Source organism: Anaerococcus obesiensis ph10, from assembly GCF_000311745.1.
In the GTDB taxonomy this organism is placed as follows: Bacteria; Bacillota; Clostridia; order Tissierellales; family Peptoniphilaceae; genus Anaerococcus; species Anaerococcus vaginalis.
The window spans coordinates 298,831-316,197 of the sequence record NZ_HE978532.1; the positions used below are offsets into that span (position 1 = coordinate 298,831).

A 17,367-nucleotide genomic window follows, 5' to 3' on the forward strand; every position below is an offset into this window, starting at 1 on the left:
CTAATCATTTTTATGAGGTTTTTTATCTTTTTCTCGCTCCATTTCTCTAAGCATTATCCTTTTCAATTTATCTTGCATAGTTTCAGTCGCATTTTCATTAAAGTGAACAACAACCTCATAAGTTGCTTTACCAATTTTCTTTATAGTTTTTATCCCTGTATTCTGTTCATTTTTATTTTCGTGCATATATTTTCCCTCCTGTTTGTTTCAATAAAAAAGACGATTAGATTTTTAATTTTCTAATCGCTTTTTAAGTGTCATATTTACATTTTTATTATCTCTGGCATACTTTGATACCTTTTCATACTTAAAGTCTTTAATAATGCCTTTCCACCTCTTTTACCTATAAAGATTCGCCTACGTCATAGTTCATTTTTTTATTTAAACCTTTCTGTGTTAGTTTTTCTTTATCTTCTTCATACCAATTAAGGATTGTTACATAATGGTCTTTATAGTATTTCCCAGAGCTTTTAATATATCTTGATAGCTTTTCAATCATTGTATCTGTATGACTTTGCAGCTTATCATTTAACTTATGATATTCTTCTTCAGTTAATCGAACATTTTGATATTTTCCGTAAAAAGAAACTGGGGCTGCTTGGTTTTCTTTTTCTCCTCTCCCCTTATCTATACTAACCTTATCTAATCTACCCTTATCTATACTGGGTTGACCACTTGACAACCTTTGGTTAACCAGATGACAACCAACTTTTTCTTCTGAAATATATGCTCCATTTTCCGTCTGATAAATCTGCTGTTTCTGCTCTATATACATTGTTGGCTTATATCTGTCTTTTCTAATAAAGTTATTTATCTTCCAATGAGTAATGACGATAATTCCCTGATCAAAGACTATCACAAAGCCTTTGGCAATAAGTATTTTTAGGTCATCTTCATTTGCTCCGATTATTTTGATGATTTTCTTAGGATTATTTACAAAACCATCATCATCTGCCCTCATTGATAAATGAAAATATAGGCATTGACTACTTAGTGGCATATCCAAAAATAAGTCGCTATCCACTATCTTTAGTGAAAACATTCTTTTATCTGCCATACTCTCCTACCTTTCTTCAAATAAAAAAAGACGATAGTTTTTACTTCTACCGCCTTACGTAAATTATTTTGATTTTTATTTTTGTATATTAAATTTTTAAGTCTTTATTATTTAACATCTTACTAAACATATCATGGTACATATCTTTAGAAGATTCTTCTATCTTGGTAATACTTGATATTTTATTTCCCGCATCCTTTGACGAAGCTCCGCAAAGATAAAAGGCTTCATTTTCTGTTCCAAAGTCTATTGCTATATATCTATCGTGATATTTTTTACCTGCTATCTTCAGTTTCAGGTCTATATTAGGATAGTCTTTTCTAAAATCATCTAAGATGTTTTTTGTAAGCATATCCTTGTTCTTAACATTATCACTAAAGACTATGATTTGAGTCTTATCTCTTGCAGCTCTTAAAAGTTCCAATGTTTTAAGTCCTATATAGTTATCTATAACATAAATGCTTTTCTTTGCTGATTTATATATTTTTGTATAGGCAACATCAGCTTCTATCTTATCTCCATTCATCAAGAGGAAATGTTTATATGTTTCCGGGTCTATAAAATTATCCATTACCTTTTTCAAATCTTCTTTAGTAGCTAATGTGTTAATCTTACTATCTATCCTTGCGATATCATTTGTGTTTTGATTTGTTTGAATTGCTATTTGTACTAATTCTTTTGAACCGATAAAATCTTGGTTTTCAATGATGAAGTCTTTCATCTGCTTAAACATTCGTATTAAAGCCTTGCTCTGTTTAACGGCAAGTTCTCCCCTTAATACAGTCATAAGCATATAAATACCCTGCTCTGTAAAAGCATAAGGTAGTTTTCTACGACCGCCCCAACTTGATGTCGATTTTTTCGATATCAAGTTTTCAAACTCTGATTTCGTCAACTGAAACATAAAATCATCATCAAATTTCTCCGAATTATTTTTTACTTGTTCGTTAAATCTTGTCGTTGTATACCCATAGATTTCAGCCAACTCAAAATCAAGCATAATCCTTTGATTTCGTATATAGTAAATCTTACTTTTAATTGTAGTTTCATCTATAACTACAATTTCCTTATTTTTCTCTGCCACAAAATTCACCTCCTATATATTTTTGGGGCTACAAGTTGTAGCCATTTTCTCTTTATTTCATTTAGCTTACAGATCTTAAGCCAATTATCCATAATATTTTCAAAGCCTAATTTCTATAATTATACCAAAAATATTAAATCTTTTCTATCTCTCCCTCTCTCTCTTTATCTATCTCTATATCTTTCTCTATCTCTATCTCTTATCGGAAATGTGTTGGACTCATTAAGGACAATGTCCTCTGTTTATTTTATCTGTAAAAAATTCCTCTTTTAGTTTTATCCAATAATATCTTTTGTTTGTTGCCATATCTGCTCCTTTCTTGATTTTCGATAATCGAAATTCTTGATTTCCGATTTTCTTAAATTCTGGACTTCTGCTTTTCGAAAGTCTTGTTATTATAGGTATTTAAGGGTGTAACTTTTCGTTACTCCCTTAGATTTCTCTGGTCATATCTTTTTTGCTTGGTTTTACTTTTTCTTTAACTTTTCTTTTTACTTTCTCTTTTGTCTTATCCTTGTTCTTGGATAAGTCTTTGTATTTCTTTATTTGTTTTAGGATACTTTCTTTTTCTTTTTTATTTTCTTTGGCTATGACTTGTTTAAAGGCATATTCCATTACTTTTATGTCTTTGGCTTGGAAAAATACTTCATAGTTGTTTGTTTCTTTGTTTTTCATTACTGAGAAACTTACTCCAAGTTTCTTTAGTTCTTTTTTTAAGTCTTTGAGGTCGCTTTGATCTATGCTTATATTTTCTAGTTGTCCTTTTTTGTAGAGGTCTTTTATTTTTATTTCATCGCCCATAAGACTTTTGAGGTTTCCGTTTGCTTTTTCTAAAGTTTCATTCATCTTTTTTCTTATTTCTTTTTCAAGATTGATTGTTTCTTTTGCTGCCTTTATTGTGTATGTTATTATGGTTTGTGCTGCTTGACCTACTTCTTTACTTATTTCTTCGTTTATCATGTTTTATCTCCTTTGTTTAAATTAAAAAAAGGGAAGTATAGGCTTTAATTTTTCTATACTTCCCTTGAATTGTTTTTATTTTATTGTTCTTGGTGGTGGAATACTTATTTTTGATGTTTTTATATCTTTCTTAGATATTTGTACCTTTTATACTTTTAAATAGCTTACAATGCCTTTCCACCTTTAGTAGTTTATGTGTGTTCTTTTGTCTGATAGATAGTTTTTCATGTTGGAATATATAATCTGTATTTCTTCATTGTTCATTGCTTTTATTTCTTCTGTGCTTTTATATGTTTTGTATGTTCCATCTTGATCTGCTTTTATGAGTTCATCTATTAGCTCTTGCCTTTTATTCATCTCTATTACCTCCTAGATTTACCTTTATTTTCTTGGTCATATTATAGCTTGGATAAGATATTTTTACCAGGTCTTATCTTTCTTGATTTTTGTAATAGTCTTTAGTCATTTGTCTTTTTTTATTAAAACTATCACTGTCTTGCTTATACTCTTTTATCTTTTCTATGATACTTTCTTTTTCTCCTCTCTTAATCGCCTTGTCAATCTCAATACTTAGGTCTATGCCATAATCGTCATTGACTGTCTTGACTGCATACTTGATATGGTTGATACTTTCGTACTCTTCTTTGATTGATTGTGATTGTCTGTTGAGTTTCGATATTTCATCTTCAAGGCTTTGGATTTCTTTTTTCCAGTCTTTAGACTTAATCGCCGATGAGCCTGTTATCTTTTCAAGAATTACCCTTGCTCTTTTATATTTATCTATCTCATCTTTATGGGAATTGTAAAAGCTGTCTTTGAATAGGGATTTACTGTTCCATTCCTCAAAGACTTTTTTGTTATCCTTGATGATGTCCGCATAGGCAAAGCATTTATTTAAGTTTTCTATTCTTGTGGTTTTCGCCTTAATGTCTTGACTAATCTTCTTATTTTGGGATTGTAATGTGCTTATCTTTTCTTGTAGGTCGGCTATGGTTTTAAGATTGTTGCCTTTCAGATATATTCTTGCTTTGGAAAATCGTCTTAGGTCTGCACCTATCTTTTTGTTGCTTGCATAGGGATTTAACTTTCTTGCTTTTTCTCCCTGTAAGTCATAATAAATACTGATGTACTCATAGAGATTAAAGAGTTCCGCCTTGTTCTCATATTCTTCTTTTTTCTCCTGTTTGTATTCATCATATTTTACTTGCAGACTTCCAAGTAACGAGCCTATCCAAGACGTAAGTTTGGATAGCTCCTCTTTTAATTTTCTAAATTCTAAATTCAAGGCGATGATTTTTCTGTTTTGGTTTCCTCTCTCTGTCTGTATGCCTTTTTTCTCCATCTGATAACTGCTTGTGCCTAAATGAATTTGCGGGAGTTCTCCTCTTCCTTGTTCTTTAAAGGTGCGTGGATCTATCCTTTTATTTATGTTGTTTCTTGCCAAGTATTCGTTTGCTTTCTTTGAAAAGTTTTCTCTCCACTCTTTTGCTTTGTCAGGTTCGTTCCAATCGTTCAGATTTACTTTTCTTGATTTATAGTTTCCGCTTTTCAGTTTTATCTTTTCTCCGTTTTCATCAAGGATATATTCTTTTCTGCATTTCGGTTTCCAATTCCCTTTTTCGTCTATTTCTCTAAGGGTAAGTAAGATATGGGCGTGTGGTTGTTCTTCATAATCGCTTGCCATAGGATTATGAATATTACAGTCTGCTATCATACCTTTAGAAGTAAAGTTTTCTTCTATAAATTCGCTGATTAACTTTATTCTGTCCTGTTCATTTAATTCTCTTGGAAGTGTAAAGAGCAGATTTCTTGCAAGTTGTGAATTTTTACTTTTCTCTATTTTTTCAACACTATTCCATAGGTATTCTCTGTTTGAAAACTCTTTCGGGATATGTTCCGGCAGAAATATTTTTGAGAATACAAGGTCTTCTTTTTTAGAATAGTCATGTGTTTTTCCATAGTATTCATCTTGTAATTTATCTCTTGCATTGTATGCAGCTTTTGCAATCACGCTATGCCCTTTTGACCTTGCCACAATATCTACATGGGTATGCAAACTTTTGATTTCCATTGTCTTTTCCTCCTTTATCTGTTTTCAATTTTGGGATTTTACTATCCTAATGTTCAGGTCGTATCTTCGCTCCCTTTTTCAAAGGGCGCAATTATACACCCTAAAGGGTGCTTTGCGTTCTGCGAAGCTTTTTGCCCTTGCAGGGAGCTTCTGAAAAAACTAAGGTCTTTTATTTTATCTACTCTATGTCTGTTTCATCTTCCATATCTTTCCCATTTATCATTTCTTCATAGGCTTGTCTGTATTCTTCTGTGTGAGTAGAGATATTTAACAGTTTTTCTATCTCCTCATTGGTAAATATTAGAGGATTTTTAATGACCCTTTCTACTATCAATCCCCTTTGTATGAGCCTGTGATTTCTTCTTTTTCGTTCCTTTTCATTTGCCAGTTTTTCTAATTTTTTGCCTTGATTTTGTAATTGTTTCAGCTTTACATCGCACTTTTCTCTTTCTTCCTGAAGTTCAGAAATTTGTTCCTGTACTTCCTGTAATGTTTTTTCTTTCTTCATTTTTAATTCCTCCGTTTTGGTATCTGCTTGTTTCCATAAAGAAAGGTTAAGCACCTTTTTTGACACTTAACCTTTCCAAGTTTTTAGATTTTATCTTCTAAAATCTTTCTCAGTTTTTCTAAAATCCTATCCCTCCTCCCACTGATTGCTTGATGTGTAACTTTCTCTCTTCTGCTGATTGACCTTAGACTTTCTTCTTTGTAGAAGATGGCTTCCATTAGTTCTCGTTCTTCTTTTGTAAGAGTATTTAATGCTTTATGAAGTTCTTCAATTCGCATTTTTACTTCTACAATTTTTTCTAAGTCTATCTTTTCATCTATGATGTTATCTACAAAGTGTCCATCATGATCCAGTGCCGAAAATGGTATTACATTATGCTTCCAATCTTTTCTTTGGAGATACTTTTCATGCTCTGTTATCTTCCAATAGGCTTTGTAGACTTCTTCACTTACAGGTACGGCTTTGCCTTTTACATAAAGGTAATATTCTTTCTTTGCCACTTAGTCATCCTCCTTTTTAAGTTCTCTGTTTTGGTTTTGAGAATAAAAAAGGAGGACTTCTACACTTTGGCGTAAAAAGTCCTCTCGGCTTAAAAACTAATGTTTTATATAATTTTCTATTTGGTCGTTTCTGGTAAAGTATTATTGCTATGTGTAAGCAATTCCAAGAATAAAAAAGGATAATTATATCGTTCTGTGAAAACCGAAACTATAAGTTTTGACATAATTATCCCTCCATTATTTTCCCTCCTAAGTAAATTTATTATTAAATCACTCCTGCTTTTTCAAAATGCTTTTTGAGTATCTTTGTTGCAACGAATGCTCCTATGCAAGCAAGAACAAATGTTATCAAGGCAAAGCCTACTGCCCATGAAACTTTGAAATAAGATAATGCTTCATTTATTTGTGCTTCACTCATTTTCCATTTTGATGCTCTTTCCACAAAAGAAGCTGTTCCGAATAAAATCACAGGAATTACTGTCCCTAAAAAATCCGCTAATGCAAATATCCCCTATCCAATAATCATTCGTCCCTTGCTCTCATAATTTCCTATAATCAAATCACATATAATTCCACCGATTACAGCAAAGACTGCATGAGGCAAATGTCCTCCTGACAATGCAATTAAACCAAGAAGCGTTCCTGATATTGTAAATACGCCCTTCTTTTTAACTTTCAAAGCCATAAGGATATAAACGGTAGCAGCTACCATAAAGCTAACTCCTGAAGCAATAAATCCTCCAATCACTGTTGTTGCCATAGCAAATGCAACCGCCATGTATATGACAATTCCAATTGCATTAAAGATTCCGATTGTAATAAAATCACGACCATTTAATTTGTTTTTCATAAAAGTCCTCCTAATAAATTTTCTGTATTACTATCACAAGAGCAATCATCAAAGCTCCTAATAGTCCAATCAACAAATCCGTTGTTCTAAACCTCAATTTTGTTAATGTAACCCTGTTCTCATCACTATCAAGTCCTCTAATGAGTGCTGAAGCTGACAGTTCATCTGAAATCTTAATCATTCTCATTAAAAGCGGAACAAGCGTATATTCAATATATTTAATTGGATGTAGCAAGGGAAAAAATCTACTTGTTACGATTCCTCGAATCTTCATATTCTCTTTTAATGCCTTGAGTTCTATTTTTATAGTTGGTACAAACCTAAGCAAAACACTAAAAGGTATACCAATGCTTCTTGGTACTTTCATTCTATTTAATGCTTCAAGCATTTCACTTACACTTGTAGTCTTTGTTATATATCCACCAAACATAGCAATTAAGGTCATCCTTGATGCAAAGTAAATAAACATATATATTGCAAATACGATACTTGCTTCACAAAACTTTCCAAGCCATAACTCTATGCAGTATAAAATCACAAAAAACAAAATAAAGCGTAATGCTCTTTTCCACATACTGCTGTATACATACAGAAAAAAGGCAAAGAGAATCAGTCCGAAAAGTAGAATTGTATCGCTTATAAAAAAGCTCGTAAATCCAACAATTGGAAGTAGAGTAAGTTTTATTCTCGGATCGACTGTTTTTCTATCCATCAAGTTATCTACCTCCTCTCATCTTGTCCAATATGAGAATTTTATTACTTTCACTCATATTCAAAACACTTTCTATTTTTCCATCTCCCATTACCCAGAGCTTACTCACTGTGTTCGCTAAAAACTCAAAATCATGACTTATCACCAAAACTGTTGTTCCATTTTTTAATTGTTCTTCAATTAATTTTGCCACTGAAAGCATTGAGTCTTTATCACAACCTGATGTTGGTTCATCATAGATAAAAACTTTTGCCTGTTTCATCATTCCACAAGCTATTGTGAGTCTTTGTTTTTCTCCTCTTGATAAAGCAAACGGATGCTTATCAATGTATTTATCTAAGCCAAGTACATTCAAAATAGACTTTGCCTTTTGAGTATTTTCTTTTTTATCTTTACTTGAAATACCAAGCAGCATTTCATCAAGTACACTTTCCGAAAACAACTGATAGTCTGAATCTTGAAAGACAAAATATGACATATCCATTAAATCTTTATGATTAAGCGAATTATCTTTCCCCGTCCATATCTTCCCCTCTTTTATCTTCTCAAGTCCTGAAATCACTCTTGCAAAGGTAGTTTTTCCGGTACCATTTAAGCCGATAAGACCAATGGCTATTCCGCACTCCATATTGAAATCAAGATGATTTAAGATGTATTGATTTTGCTTATTTCCAACCTTAGTTGCACTTGGGTAACAAAATTTCAAGCCTTTCCCACTGATACTTTCATCATTTAATTGATATAAATCTTTCTTCTCACTTATCCTGTATTCTTTTAATTCAAGAGTTCTTAGTCCATTATCATCCCAAAACTTCCCTTCAAGATGGATAACTTCTTCCCGACTCAAGTCCTGTGCAATCTCTCCATCTTTAACCAAAAGAAAACGGTCAAATAAAGATTTTACATAGTACAAACGATGTTCAATTAGAACAACAGTTGTTCCCTTTTTCTTTAATTTTTCCAAAATTAAAAATAGGTCAAATGTTGCTTTCATATCCAAATTTGCTGAAGGCTCATCTAAAATTAAAACTTTCGGATTCATTGCATAGATGCTTGCAATAGCTATCTTTTGTTTCTGCCCGCTTGATAATTCAAAAACAGATTTTCCTTTCAGTTCCTCAATATCCAGCTCTGCATATACTTCTTCTACTCTCTGTTTGATTTCATATCTTGATTTGCAGATAGTTTGAAGCCCAAAAGCTATTTCTTCATCTGTCGTTGTCGTGAAAAATTGACTTCTTGGATCTTGAAATACAGTACCTACAATACGCCCTATTTCATGAAGCGATAATTTGCTTATATCTTTTCCGGACGCAAAGGCTTCCCCTTTCATTTTGCCTTTGTAATAATGTGGAATAAGACCATTCATCACACTTCCAAGAGTACTTTTACCACTTCCACTTTTCCCTGAAATTAAAACAAATTCACCTTTTCTAATTTCAAGATTGACATTTTTTAAAGCAGTTCGTCCATCTTCCCATTCATAATAAACATTTTTTAGCAAAATCATGGTTATACCTCATACTGAGCTTTCCATAATTTTGTGTAGTAACCATTTTTTGCAAGAAGTTCACCATGCTTTCCTTTTTCAAGTAAATTTCCTTTTTGAAATACGAGAATTTGGTCAGCTTTTTGAATTGTTTTTAAATGATGAGCCACTACAAGTACAGTTCTATTCTTTGCAAGTTCTGTAATAGCATCCTGTATCAAAGATTCATTTACAGGATCAACATTACTTGTCATTTCATCAAGAATTAAAATCGGTGCATCTTTTAGAAAAGCTCTTGCAATAGATATTCTTTGTCTTTGTCCACCTGATAAAATTCCTCCATTTTCGCCAATATCAGTTTCATAACCTTTTGGTAAACTCATAATGAAATCATGTATTCTTGCTTTCTTTGCAGCTTCAATGATTTCCTCTTTTGTAGCTCCTTTTTTACCTACTCTGATATTTTCTTCAATCGTGTTATCAAACAATTGAACATTCTGCATGACAATGCTAATACGGTCTAAAAGCTCATCATAAGGAATATCCCTTATATCAATTCCTCCGAGTGTAATTTTTCCTTTATGCACATCATAAAATCTTAGAAGTAAGTTGGTTATAGTGGTCTTTCCACTACCTGATTCTCCAACTAAGGCTGTCATTGTTTTTTCAGCAATAGAAAAGCTCAATTTTTCCATTTTAAATTCATCTTTTTCATAGGAAAATCCAATGTTATCAAAAGCTATATCATTATCTTTCGGAACAATTCCATTCACTTTATCCGGGATTACATCTGCATATAAAATTCTTGAAAGTCTTTCGTAACTATCTACCGCCGAAACATAGTTCATATAGTGTTGTTCCATAGAAGCGAACGGCTTATAAAACTCTTTTGAAATTACCGCAAAGATAATAAAATTAAGCACATCGAGATTTCCCTTTATAACAAGTATTGCTCCTGCAATTAAAAGAACTAAATATCCAATATCCAGTAAAAAACCAAATATAGATAACTGTTTTGCCTTGAATCTTGAAGCTGCTTTACTTGTTTCTCCGAACTTTTTCGTTTTGTTCATAAGCTCATTATCTAAGCTCTTATTGTTTGAAAAACTCTTTAGTACAGGTATTCCTCTAACATATTCAACAAATAAGCTAACCATATCAAGAAGTGCTGAGTTGTTCTGATTTTCTATTTTTTCAGATTGCTTAATTGTCAGATATAGAAAGATAAGTGCAATCGGAACAGATACAGCCATAATAATAGCAAGTTTGAAATCAATACTTGCAAGACCAACAAATACGACTGCACCTATCAAAAAATCACCAAACATTCTTGACCACATGTGTCCTACAACAAGGGACATATTATCAACATCTTTGTGTAAAATTGTATTGATCTCGCCCAGTCTTTCGTTGGTATAAAATCCTAAGCTGAATTTTTTTAATTTGATAATCATGCGTTCTCTGATTTGCTGAACAATATCAAAACCTGCACTATGCTTTTTCATATCTGCAACCATATTACAAATACCTTTGAACACTACAAGTAATCCAATCGCAATAAAATATTTATATAGACTTGCTAAGCTCGTTCCATCGAATATTTGGAACAGTATAGAAAATACGATCACAATCATAGCTATGGAGCTTAGTCCATAAAGGGCAAAGAATACACTCGATATAATCAAATCTCTCTTGCCAGTTTTTGTAAGTAGTTTTAACATTTCTCTAAACATTTTCTGTTACCACCTCTTTCAAATTCCATCTATCTACCTTGTTCTGTGCTTCAACCATATCCTTATAAAAATCACATCTTTTCATCAGCTCTTCATGGCTTCCTGCATCAAGAACAACACCCTTATCCATAACAATAATTTGGTCTGAATCTCTAATCGTATTTAGATGATGAGCAATTGTAATGATGGTTTTATCCTTGCTTAAATCGTCAATTGCTTCGCCGATAAGTCTTTCATTTTCACTATCAACAGCCGCCATTGCTTCATCTAATATTAAAATCGGTGCATTTTTCAGTATCATTCTTGCTATAGAGATTCTTTGTTTTTCTCCACCGGATAACTTAACTCCCATTTCACCTACTCGTGTTTCATATCCATTTGGCAATGCTGAAATAAAATCATGGCATCTTGCTTTTTTAGCAGCTTCTATGACTTCTTCTTTTGTTGCATTTAGTTTTCCAATTGCTATATTTTCAAAAATACTTAAGTCAAAAAGGATAACTTCTTGTTGCACACTACCAATCAGCATTGAGATATTTTCTTGACTATATTCTTTTATATCTTTTCCATTTATCAGTATTTGTCCTTCATCTGCATCCCAAAATCCCATAAGCAAATTAGATACCGTACTCTTTCCACAACCGCTTGCTCCTACAAAGGCGTTCAAACTATTTTTCTTAAAATTCAAATTGATATTTTTAAGCTCAAAGCTATCTTTTCCGTATGCAAAATTCACATCTTTAAATTCTATGTTTCCAAATTCTAAACCTTGTTCTGTCTTTTTGTTTGGAAGTGGAACTGTTAATACTTTCCCTATCGCCTTTAACGCTTCCTTAAACACAATAGAAAAATGTTGCAATGTAGCTGTCTTACTTATAGAAGCAGTAAAAGCAGACGATAAAATAATGGCAAGGATAAAATTAGGCGTTGTAATATTTCCATGATAAAGAAATATGCTTCCCAAAATCATGACAATAACCACTCCAATTTCCATAAATATGTCAATGAGTCCCATTGGAATTGTAACCATCCCCATGCTCTTTTTAACCCAGTAAATATATTCTCTTGCCGTTTTTAATGTTCTTTCACTAATTTCCTCTTCTTTAGCAAAAGCCTTAATCACAGAAATATTTTTTACATATTCCATTAGCTCTTCTCTCATTCTGTTTTCATGATTGAAGTAAATCGCAAAGTTTTTATCCATTGTTTTCTGTGAAAGAACTTTTACCAAATACATGAGTGGAACTCCGGCAATCATCCCAAGAGCAAGACGCCAATCCACAAAAATCATAGCTACAAAAATAATGGTAGGCAGAAGTGTAACTGCCATTATTTCAGGAAGACCATGGGCAAGGTATACTTCCACTTGCTCTACATCATGTTGAACAATGTTGGTAAGCTCTCCTGTATTATGTTCTTTAAAGAATCCCAAACTTAGTTTTTTCAGATGACCGATAATATCTAACCTAAGTTCTGTTAATTTTTCGTATGCTTTCTCATGGGCAACCTTTGTTGCAAAATAATAAAACACTCCTTTTAATACAAACGATATAAAGATTCCCAAGAATATATACTTTAAATTACCTTCGTTAATATTGTTTGTGATTAAAGAACTAATCAAATATACAAGTAAGATTTGTGGTATCAAATCAAATACTATTTTTAAAGCAAGAAGTGAATTGGATAAACTATTTTTCCCAATCACTTTTTTCCTTAATTCTTTTTCCGGCATGAACAACTCTCCTTTCAAAATTGAATAATATTGAATTTTAATTCAGTATTAAGGTTTAAAGTAAGACTTTGCTGATTACGCAAAGTCTATTTTATCCGATCACTATATTTTTTTAAATTACTGTATCAGCAAATCAAAAATTATAGCACAATCTTTTTCCATTTTCTAATCTTAGTTCTAAACGTTCCAAAAGGGGCAACCGTATTAACATGAATAAACTTATAAACTTCCCATGTCGCTGTTTTAGTAGCTTCATCAGCCCATTTTCTCATATGCGGTTGAAATAATTCTTCTTCACTTAGTGTATCAATCATTGTATAGATAGATATAATATTTTCTTTCAATCGTTTCTTTAATTCTTCTATCGATAAATGAGCATAAGTATCGGTAAACCACTGATATAATTCTCCAAGTTGATTCCATTTAAACATATCCGACGGTGTCTTTACTTCAAAACCGTTTTTCTCATCTTTTTCCCATTTCAAAACTAATGTTGTCCATCCGAGTTGATAAGCAAGATTTTCTGCTGGTGTTCTGTCAACTTCAGGGACTCTCTTATCTTTGAGAGATTCAGGAATAATATCAAATTCAGAAATATACTTTTCAAAACTTTTATTTATCTCAGATTTCAGTTCTTCTTTATCTTTATATATCTTCAAAATATCTCCTCCAAAAATTTAAATTTATCGCATTTAAATATCAAATCAACTTACAATGATTCCACTCCCTTGTAATAACACTTTGCAATAAGTTTTAGCATATCTTTTGCCCACTTTTCACTTTGATAATGCCTTGCTATTTCAAGAAGTCCCTCTGTAAAGTTACTGGCTAAAATATGGGCAAGCATTGGATCATATTCCTGTTTCGATTGTCTTTTTAAACTTACTTCAATATGAACCTGCATTTGCGATATGAGTTTTTGTTTTGCTTCTGTATGCTTTGTACCTGAGCTTTTATCCATTAAAATAATTAACTTCTTACGATCTTTTAAAAGTTCATGAATATAATTTTCTCCAACTTCATCAAACCTTTCAGAAGCAGAACCTTTTTCCAAAGATTCTTCCTCATTAAAAGCTGACTCGAAGTTTATATAAACAGAACTTACTACTGCATCAAACAAAACTGCCTTATTTTTGAAATAGGTATAAATTAGTGCCACAGGAATATCTGCTTCTTTTGCAATTTCTGTTAATTTGGCACCTCTATAATCCTTTTTATAAAATACTTTTTCTGCTGCTTCGAGTATTCTATTTCTAACTTCTTCTTTTAATACTTGTGCCATAGCACACCTCTTTCTATTCCAATACTGAATCTACATTTAATAATAAATTAAAATTCAATATTTGTCAAGATAGATTTAAATATTTGTTTTTATATACTCACTCACCGGTATCCCCACTCTTTTCAAAACCTTTATTTTCTCCTGTTTCTTCTGTTCTCTTCTTGCCTTATATTTATCTTCATACTCTTTCTGTTTTCCACTCGCTTTACGCTTTAGGTAATTTTGATGTAGCTTGTCTTTTCTTTCTTCGATTTTTCTTTCTTCTTCCTCAAGTTTTTGTTTTTTTCTTCGCTTAACTCCGCCTGTGGTAGTTCGTAATTACCTATGAAATTAAAGTAAATTTCTATCTTTTGCTTTGATGTCTGACTTCCTTTTCTATCTCTTTCATGTACGATAATCTTTTCTACAAACTCATTTATCATTGTAGTTGTAAGTTCATCAAAGTTTTCATAACGACTGATAAGAGATATAAATTTTCTTGCTCTGTCTGTTTCTTTTTCATATCTTGATACCTGCTGCTCTAAATCTTTGATCTCTTTGCTTAAAGTTATCTGCTCTGTTTCATATTGATTGTTTAGTATCTCATATCTGCTATTTGGTATTTTGTTAAGGATCATATCTTCGTAAATTCTGCACATAAGTCGTTCGAGTTCCCTAAGTCTGTTTTGGCTTTCCGTTAATCTTACCTTTTTCTTTTCTATCTCTATTTTTTCTTTTTCTTCCATTTCATTTTGAATGGAACAGATAAAGGCTTCATTATCTTCATCAAGGTATTTTTTAATATCTTTTAGTGTGTCTTGTATTAAATTTAAGACTACTTCCGCTTTTATTCTGTGTGCTGATGGACAAAGCATGCCACAAGGTGTTTTAGTATAGGCACTGCAAGTGTAATAGGGTATATTTTTGTAATTGCTTGTTCTATGAACATACATTTTACTTCCACAATCTGCACAATACATCAGTCCTGTGAGTGGGTGATATTCTCCCCAACCGTCAGGATACCTTTTTACATTTCCTCTTATCCTTTGCACATTGTCAAAGGTTTCTTGATCTATAATTGGCTCGTGTGTATTTTCAAAAATAAGCCAGTTATCCTCGGATACATATTTGCTTTTCTTGTCCTTGAAGTGTTTTCTTGTTTTGAAATTGACTGTATGTCCCAAGTATTCCTGTTTCTTTAAAATGCTTGCTATGGTTGAGCTGCACCAACGATAGGGATGTTCAAAGTTTTTGCTTTGATATAGTCCATAGCCTAATTTCTGTTGATGATAGGCTGGTATATCTACTTTTTCACTCTCCAATATCTTTGCTATTCGATACGGACCATTTCCTTGCATGGTCAGGTTAAATATTCGCCTTACTATCTCTGCTGCTTTTTCATCTACTATCCACTTGTTTTTATCTTTTTCATCTTTGATATAGCCATAAGGCGGTGTACTTGCAGTATGTTTCCCACTTTCGCCTTTTGACCTGAAAGTCGATTGGATTTTTCTTGATGTATCTCTTGCATACCATTCGTTCATGATATTTCTAAAAGGGGTAAAATCATCTTCTCTGTAAAAACTATCTACATTGTCATTGATAGCGATTAGTCTTACGCCCTTTTGTCTTAGTATCTCCATACATTGACCGACTTTGAGATAATCTCTGCCAAGTCTGCTCATATCTTTTACAATGATACAACCAATATTTCCTTGATTGACTCCGTTCATCATTGCCATAAATCCCGGTCTGTCAAACTGCGTTCCACTGATTCCATCATCTGTAAAGTGAATGATGTTTGACAAATTATTTTTGCTTGCGTATTCTTCCAATATTTTTTTCTGATTGATGATAGAGTTACTCTCTCCTTGCAGTTCATCATCACGACTTAATCTCTCATAGAGTGCTGTTATCTTTTCAAAATTCCTCATTTTTACCCCCTTTCTCTTAATTTTTCAATAAAAAAAGAATTAAGAAGTACATATTTCACTAAAATAGTGATTAAGTGTTCTCCTTAATTCTATTACTCCTGCTGCCAGCTTATATTTCTTATATTGCTTAACTGCAAAATGAGTAGGATCTTTCTTTTCAAGAGCTTCAAAGAGCCTATCAATTGGGTTCATATAGGTTTCGTCATCTTCTCTTACTTCACTAGCGTCAATCATATCCAAAAGTGTCTTAAAGTTCTTTTCTTCTTCTGGTGCTTCATAATATATATAACCGATAAGGGCAGTGTAATATAGCTTTTCAGCTTTTACCCAGAAATCTTCTCCTGCCTTTTCTCCATCTCCCTTAGTATTTGCAATTATAGTTTGAACAAGCTTTAAAATATCTTTTTCACTTCTCAAATATGCAAAGGGATTGTATTTCATAGACTTTTTGAAGTTTATTGTGTTTAAAATCTTTATGTCATACCCATTTTCATAAAGCATTTTTCCACACTCTAACACAAGCGTGCCTTTTGGAAAGATTTGTCAAGGACATAAACAAAATTTCTTTGACAAATTTATATCTTCTCTGTTTCTCTCTTGATTAGCTTTAGTATTTTATCCTTGTATGTTTCCCCTGTACCTTGCTTAAAATGTAGGTTTACAGTATATTTTGTCTTTCCAATATCCATGATCAACTGTTTATGTGGTGGTACTTGTATTTTTCTTTTTTCTTCTTCCATGTATCCTCCTTTCCATTTTTAGGCAAATAAAAAACAGTAAACCTTTTTTGATTTACTGCCTTCGTGTTAGCTTTTATTGACTTGTTAGTTTAGCAAGCTAAAAATATCCTACCTGCAATACTCTTTTATCTTATCTGCATATTCAGTCGAAAGATTCTTTGAATAAATTTTTTCATTTTTTGAATTTCTGACTTCTTTCCAAAGAATAGAGGCTACTTTTAATTTGTTCGAATATTTGCAACTATTTTTGTCTGCACAGAAATCCTTTAAAAATTGGTTCCATTGACAAACTGAATTATCATACTTCGCATAATTTGATTTTCCATAATAAACTTTTAGCATATCTTGAATTGTAAAACTCAAATCATTTTCTCTTTTTACTTTTCTCCAAGCAGTAGCCATATCAGCAGTAAATTTAAATGGCGAAACATCTGTTAAAATTGAGAAATACTCTCTGAAATGTGTGTTAAAGGAGAACCCGCATTCAAGTAATGGTAATAGTTTCTACTTGTTTCTTTTCATTTTTTATTGATGACTTTTTAATCAAACCAACCTTAATATCATATTCCTGTTCGTCAAGTCATGTCGTTCCTCTCTTCCACATATCTCCATGTGAAATTTCAGGATCGCTATGAAATTCGTCGACAACTACGCTATTTAGGAACTTTCACCCCAGTATTGGAACTTGCCCGTTATACAAAAAATTTTGATACTAATAATTTAGTTAATATCAAAA

The 17,367-nt window shown here is 32.2% G+C and carries 15 protein-coding genes and 4 pseudogenes; all 19 read right to left on the reverse strand.

What is annotated here, in order from left to right:
• Complete coding sequence (locus HGAG_RS07480; RefSeq protein ID WP_002842105.1) at window positions 1–186, reverse strand: transposon-encoded TnpW family protein; 186 nt, start codon at window positions 184–186, stop codon at window positions 1–3.
• A gap of 157 nt (window positions 187–343) precedes the next feature.
• Window positions 344–1,057: a hypothetical protein gene (locus HGAG_RS07485; RefSeq protein WP_019118564.1), complete on the reverse strand. Its 714-nt coding sequence runs from the start codon at window positions 1,055–1,057 to the stop codon at window positions 344–346.
• Between the two features lie 88 nt (window positions 1,058–1,145).
• Window positions 1,146–2,141 carry an ORF6N domain-containing protein gene (locus HGAG_RS07490; protein ID WP_019118565.1) on the reverse strand — a complete coding sequence of 332 codons (996 nt, stop codon included), beginning with the start codon at window positions 2,139–2,141 and terminating at the stop codon, window positions 1,146–1,148.
• A gap of 432 nt (window positions 2,142–2,573) precedes the next feature.
• Complete coding sequence (locus HGAG_RS07500) at window positions 2,574–3,101, reverse strand: DUF3801 domain-containing protein (protein ID WP_019118566.1); 528 nt, start codon at window positions 3,099–3,101, stop codon at window positions 2,574–2,576.
• Between the two features lie 183 nt (window positions 3,102–3,284).
• Window positions 3,285–3,458 carry a hypothetical protein gene (locus tag HGAG_RS11660; RefSeq protein WP_019035175.1) on the reverse strand — a complete coding sequence of 58 codons (174 nt, stop codon included), beginning with the start codon at window positions 3,456–3,458 and terminating at the stop codon, window positions 3,285–3,287.
• A gap of 73 nt (window positions 3,459–3,531) precedes the next feature.
• Window positions 3,532–5,172 carry a MobQ family relaxase gene (mobQ, locus tag HGAG_RS07510; RefSeq protein WP_019118567.1) on the reverse strand — a complete coding sequence of 547 codons (1,641 nt, stop codon included), beginning with the start codon at window positions 5,170–5,172 and terminating at the stop codon, window positions 3,532–3,534.
• Window positions 5,173–5,350: 178 nt separating this feature from the next.
• Entirely contained in the window at window positions 5,351–5,680 is a 330-nt protein-coding gene (locus tag HGAG_RS07515) for a DUF3847 domain-containing protein (protein WP_009346081.1), read from the reverse strand.
• Between the two features lie 83 nt (window positions 5,681–5,763).
• Complete coding sequence (locus tag HGAG_RS07520) at window positions 5,764–6,180, reverse strand: sigma-70 RNA polymerase sigma factor region 4 domain-containing protein (protein WP_001074477.1); 417 nt, start codon at window positions 6,178–6,180, stop codon at window positions 5,764–5,766.
• Window positions 6,181–6,445: 265 nt separating this feature from the next.
• A pseudogene (locus HGAG_RS10865) lies at window positions 6,446–7,030 on the reverse strand (MptD family putative ECF transporter S component).
• Window positions 7,031–7,040: 10 nt separating this feature from the next.
• On the reverse strand, window positions 7,041–7,745 hold the full coding sequence (locus tag HGAG_RS07530) for an energy-coupling factor transporter transmembrane component T (protein ID WP_025194627.1): 705 nt from the start codon (window positions 7,743–7,745) through the stop codon (window positions 7,041–7,043).
• A gap of 1 nt (window position 7,746) precedes the next feature.
• Complete coding sequence (locus HGAG_RS07535; RefSeq protein WP_002842626.1) at window positions 7,747–9,252, reverse strand: ABC transporter ATP-binding protein; 1,506 nt, start codon at window positions 9,250–9,252, stop codon at window positions 7,747–7,749.
• Window positions 9,253–9,254: 2 nt separating this feature from the next.
• On the reverse strand, window positions 9,255–10,964 hold the full coding sequence (locus HGAG_RS07540; protein ID WP_004838399.1) for an ABC transporter ATP-binding protein: 1,710 nt from the start codon (window positions 10,962–10,964) through the stop codon (window positions 9,255–9,257).
• Complete coding sequence (locus HGAG_RS07545) at window positions 10,957–12,696, reverse strand: ABC transporter ATP-binding protein (RefSeq protein ID WP_002842637.1); 1,740 nt, start codon at window positions 12,694–12,696, stop codon at window positions 10,957–10,959. Before HGAG_RS07545 ends, HGAG_RS07540 begins: the two co-directional genes overlap by 8 nt.
• 140 nt (window positions 12,697–12,836) lie before the next feature.
• Complete coding sequence (locus HGAG_RS07550) at window positions 12,837–13,355, reverse strand: ClbS/DfsB family four-helix bundle protein (protein ID WP_000708365.1); 519 nt, start codon at window positions 13,353–13,355, stop codon at window positions 12,837–12,839.
• 50 nt (window positions 13,356–13,405) lie between these two features.
• Window positions 13,406–13,978 (reverse strand): TetR/AcrR family transcriptional regulator, encoded by a 573-nt coding sequence (locus HGAG_RS07555; protein WP_000079884.1) that lies wholly within the window; start codon window positions 13,976–13,978, stop codon window positions 13,406–13,408.
• A gap of 75 nt (window positions 13,979–14,053) precedes the next feature.
• Window positions 14,054–15,891: pseudogene (locus HGAG_RS10870) on the reverse strand (DUF4368 domain-containing protein).
• A 39-nt stretch (window positions 15,892–15,930) separates the two neighbouring features.
• Window positions 15,931–16,425, reverse strand: a pseudogene (locus HGAG_RS07565) (type IV secretory system conjugative DNA transfer family protein); the annotation flags it as partial.
• 41 nt (window positions 16,426–16,466) lie between these two features.
• Window positions 16,467–16,631, reverse strand: coding sequence for a transposon-encoded TnpW family protein (locus HGAG_RS07570; protein WP_019118571.1), 165 nt, complete (start codon window positions 16,629–16,631; stop codon window positions 16,467–16,469).
• Between the two features lie 108 nt (window positions 16,632–16,739).
• A pseudogene (locus tag HGAG_RS10875) lies at window positions 16,740–17,187 on the reverse strand (hypothetical protein); the annotation flags it as partial.
• Window positions 17,188–17,367: the final 180 nt, after the last annotated feature.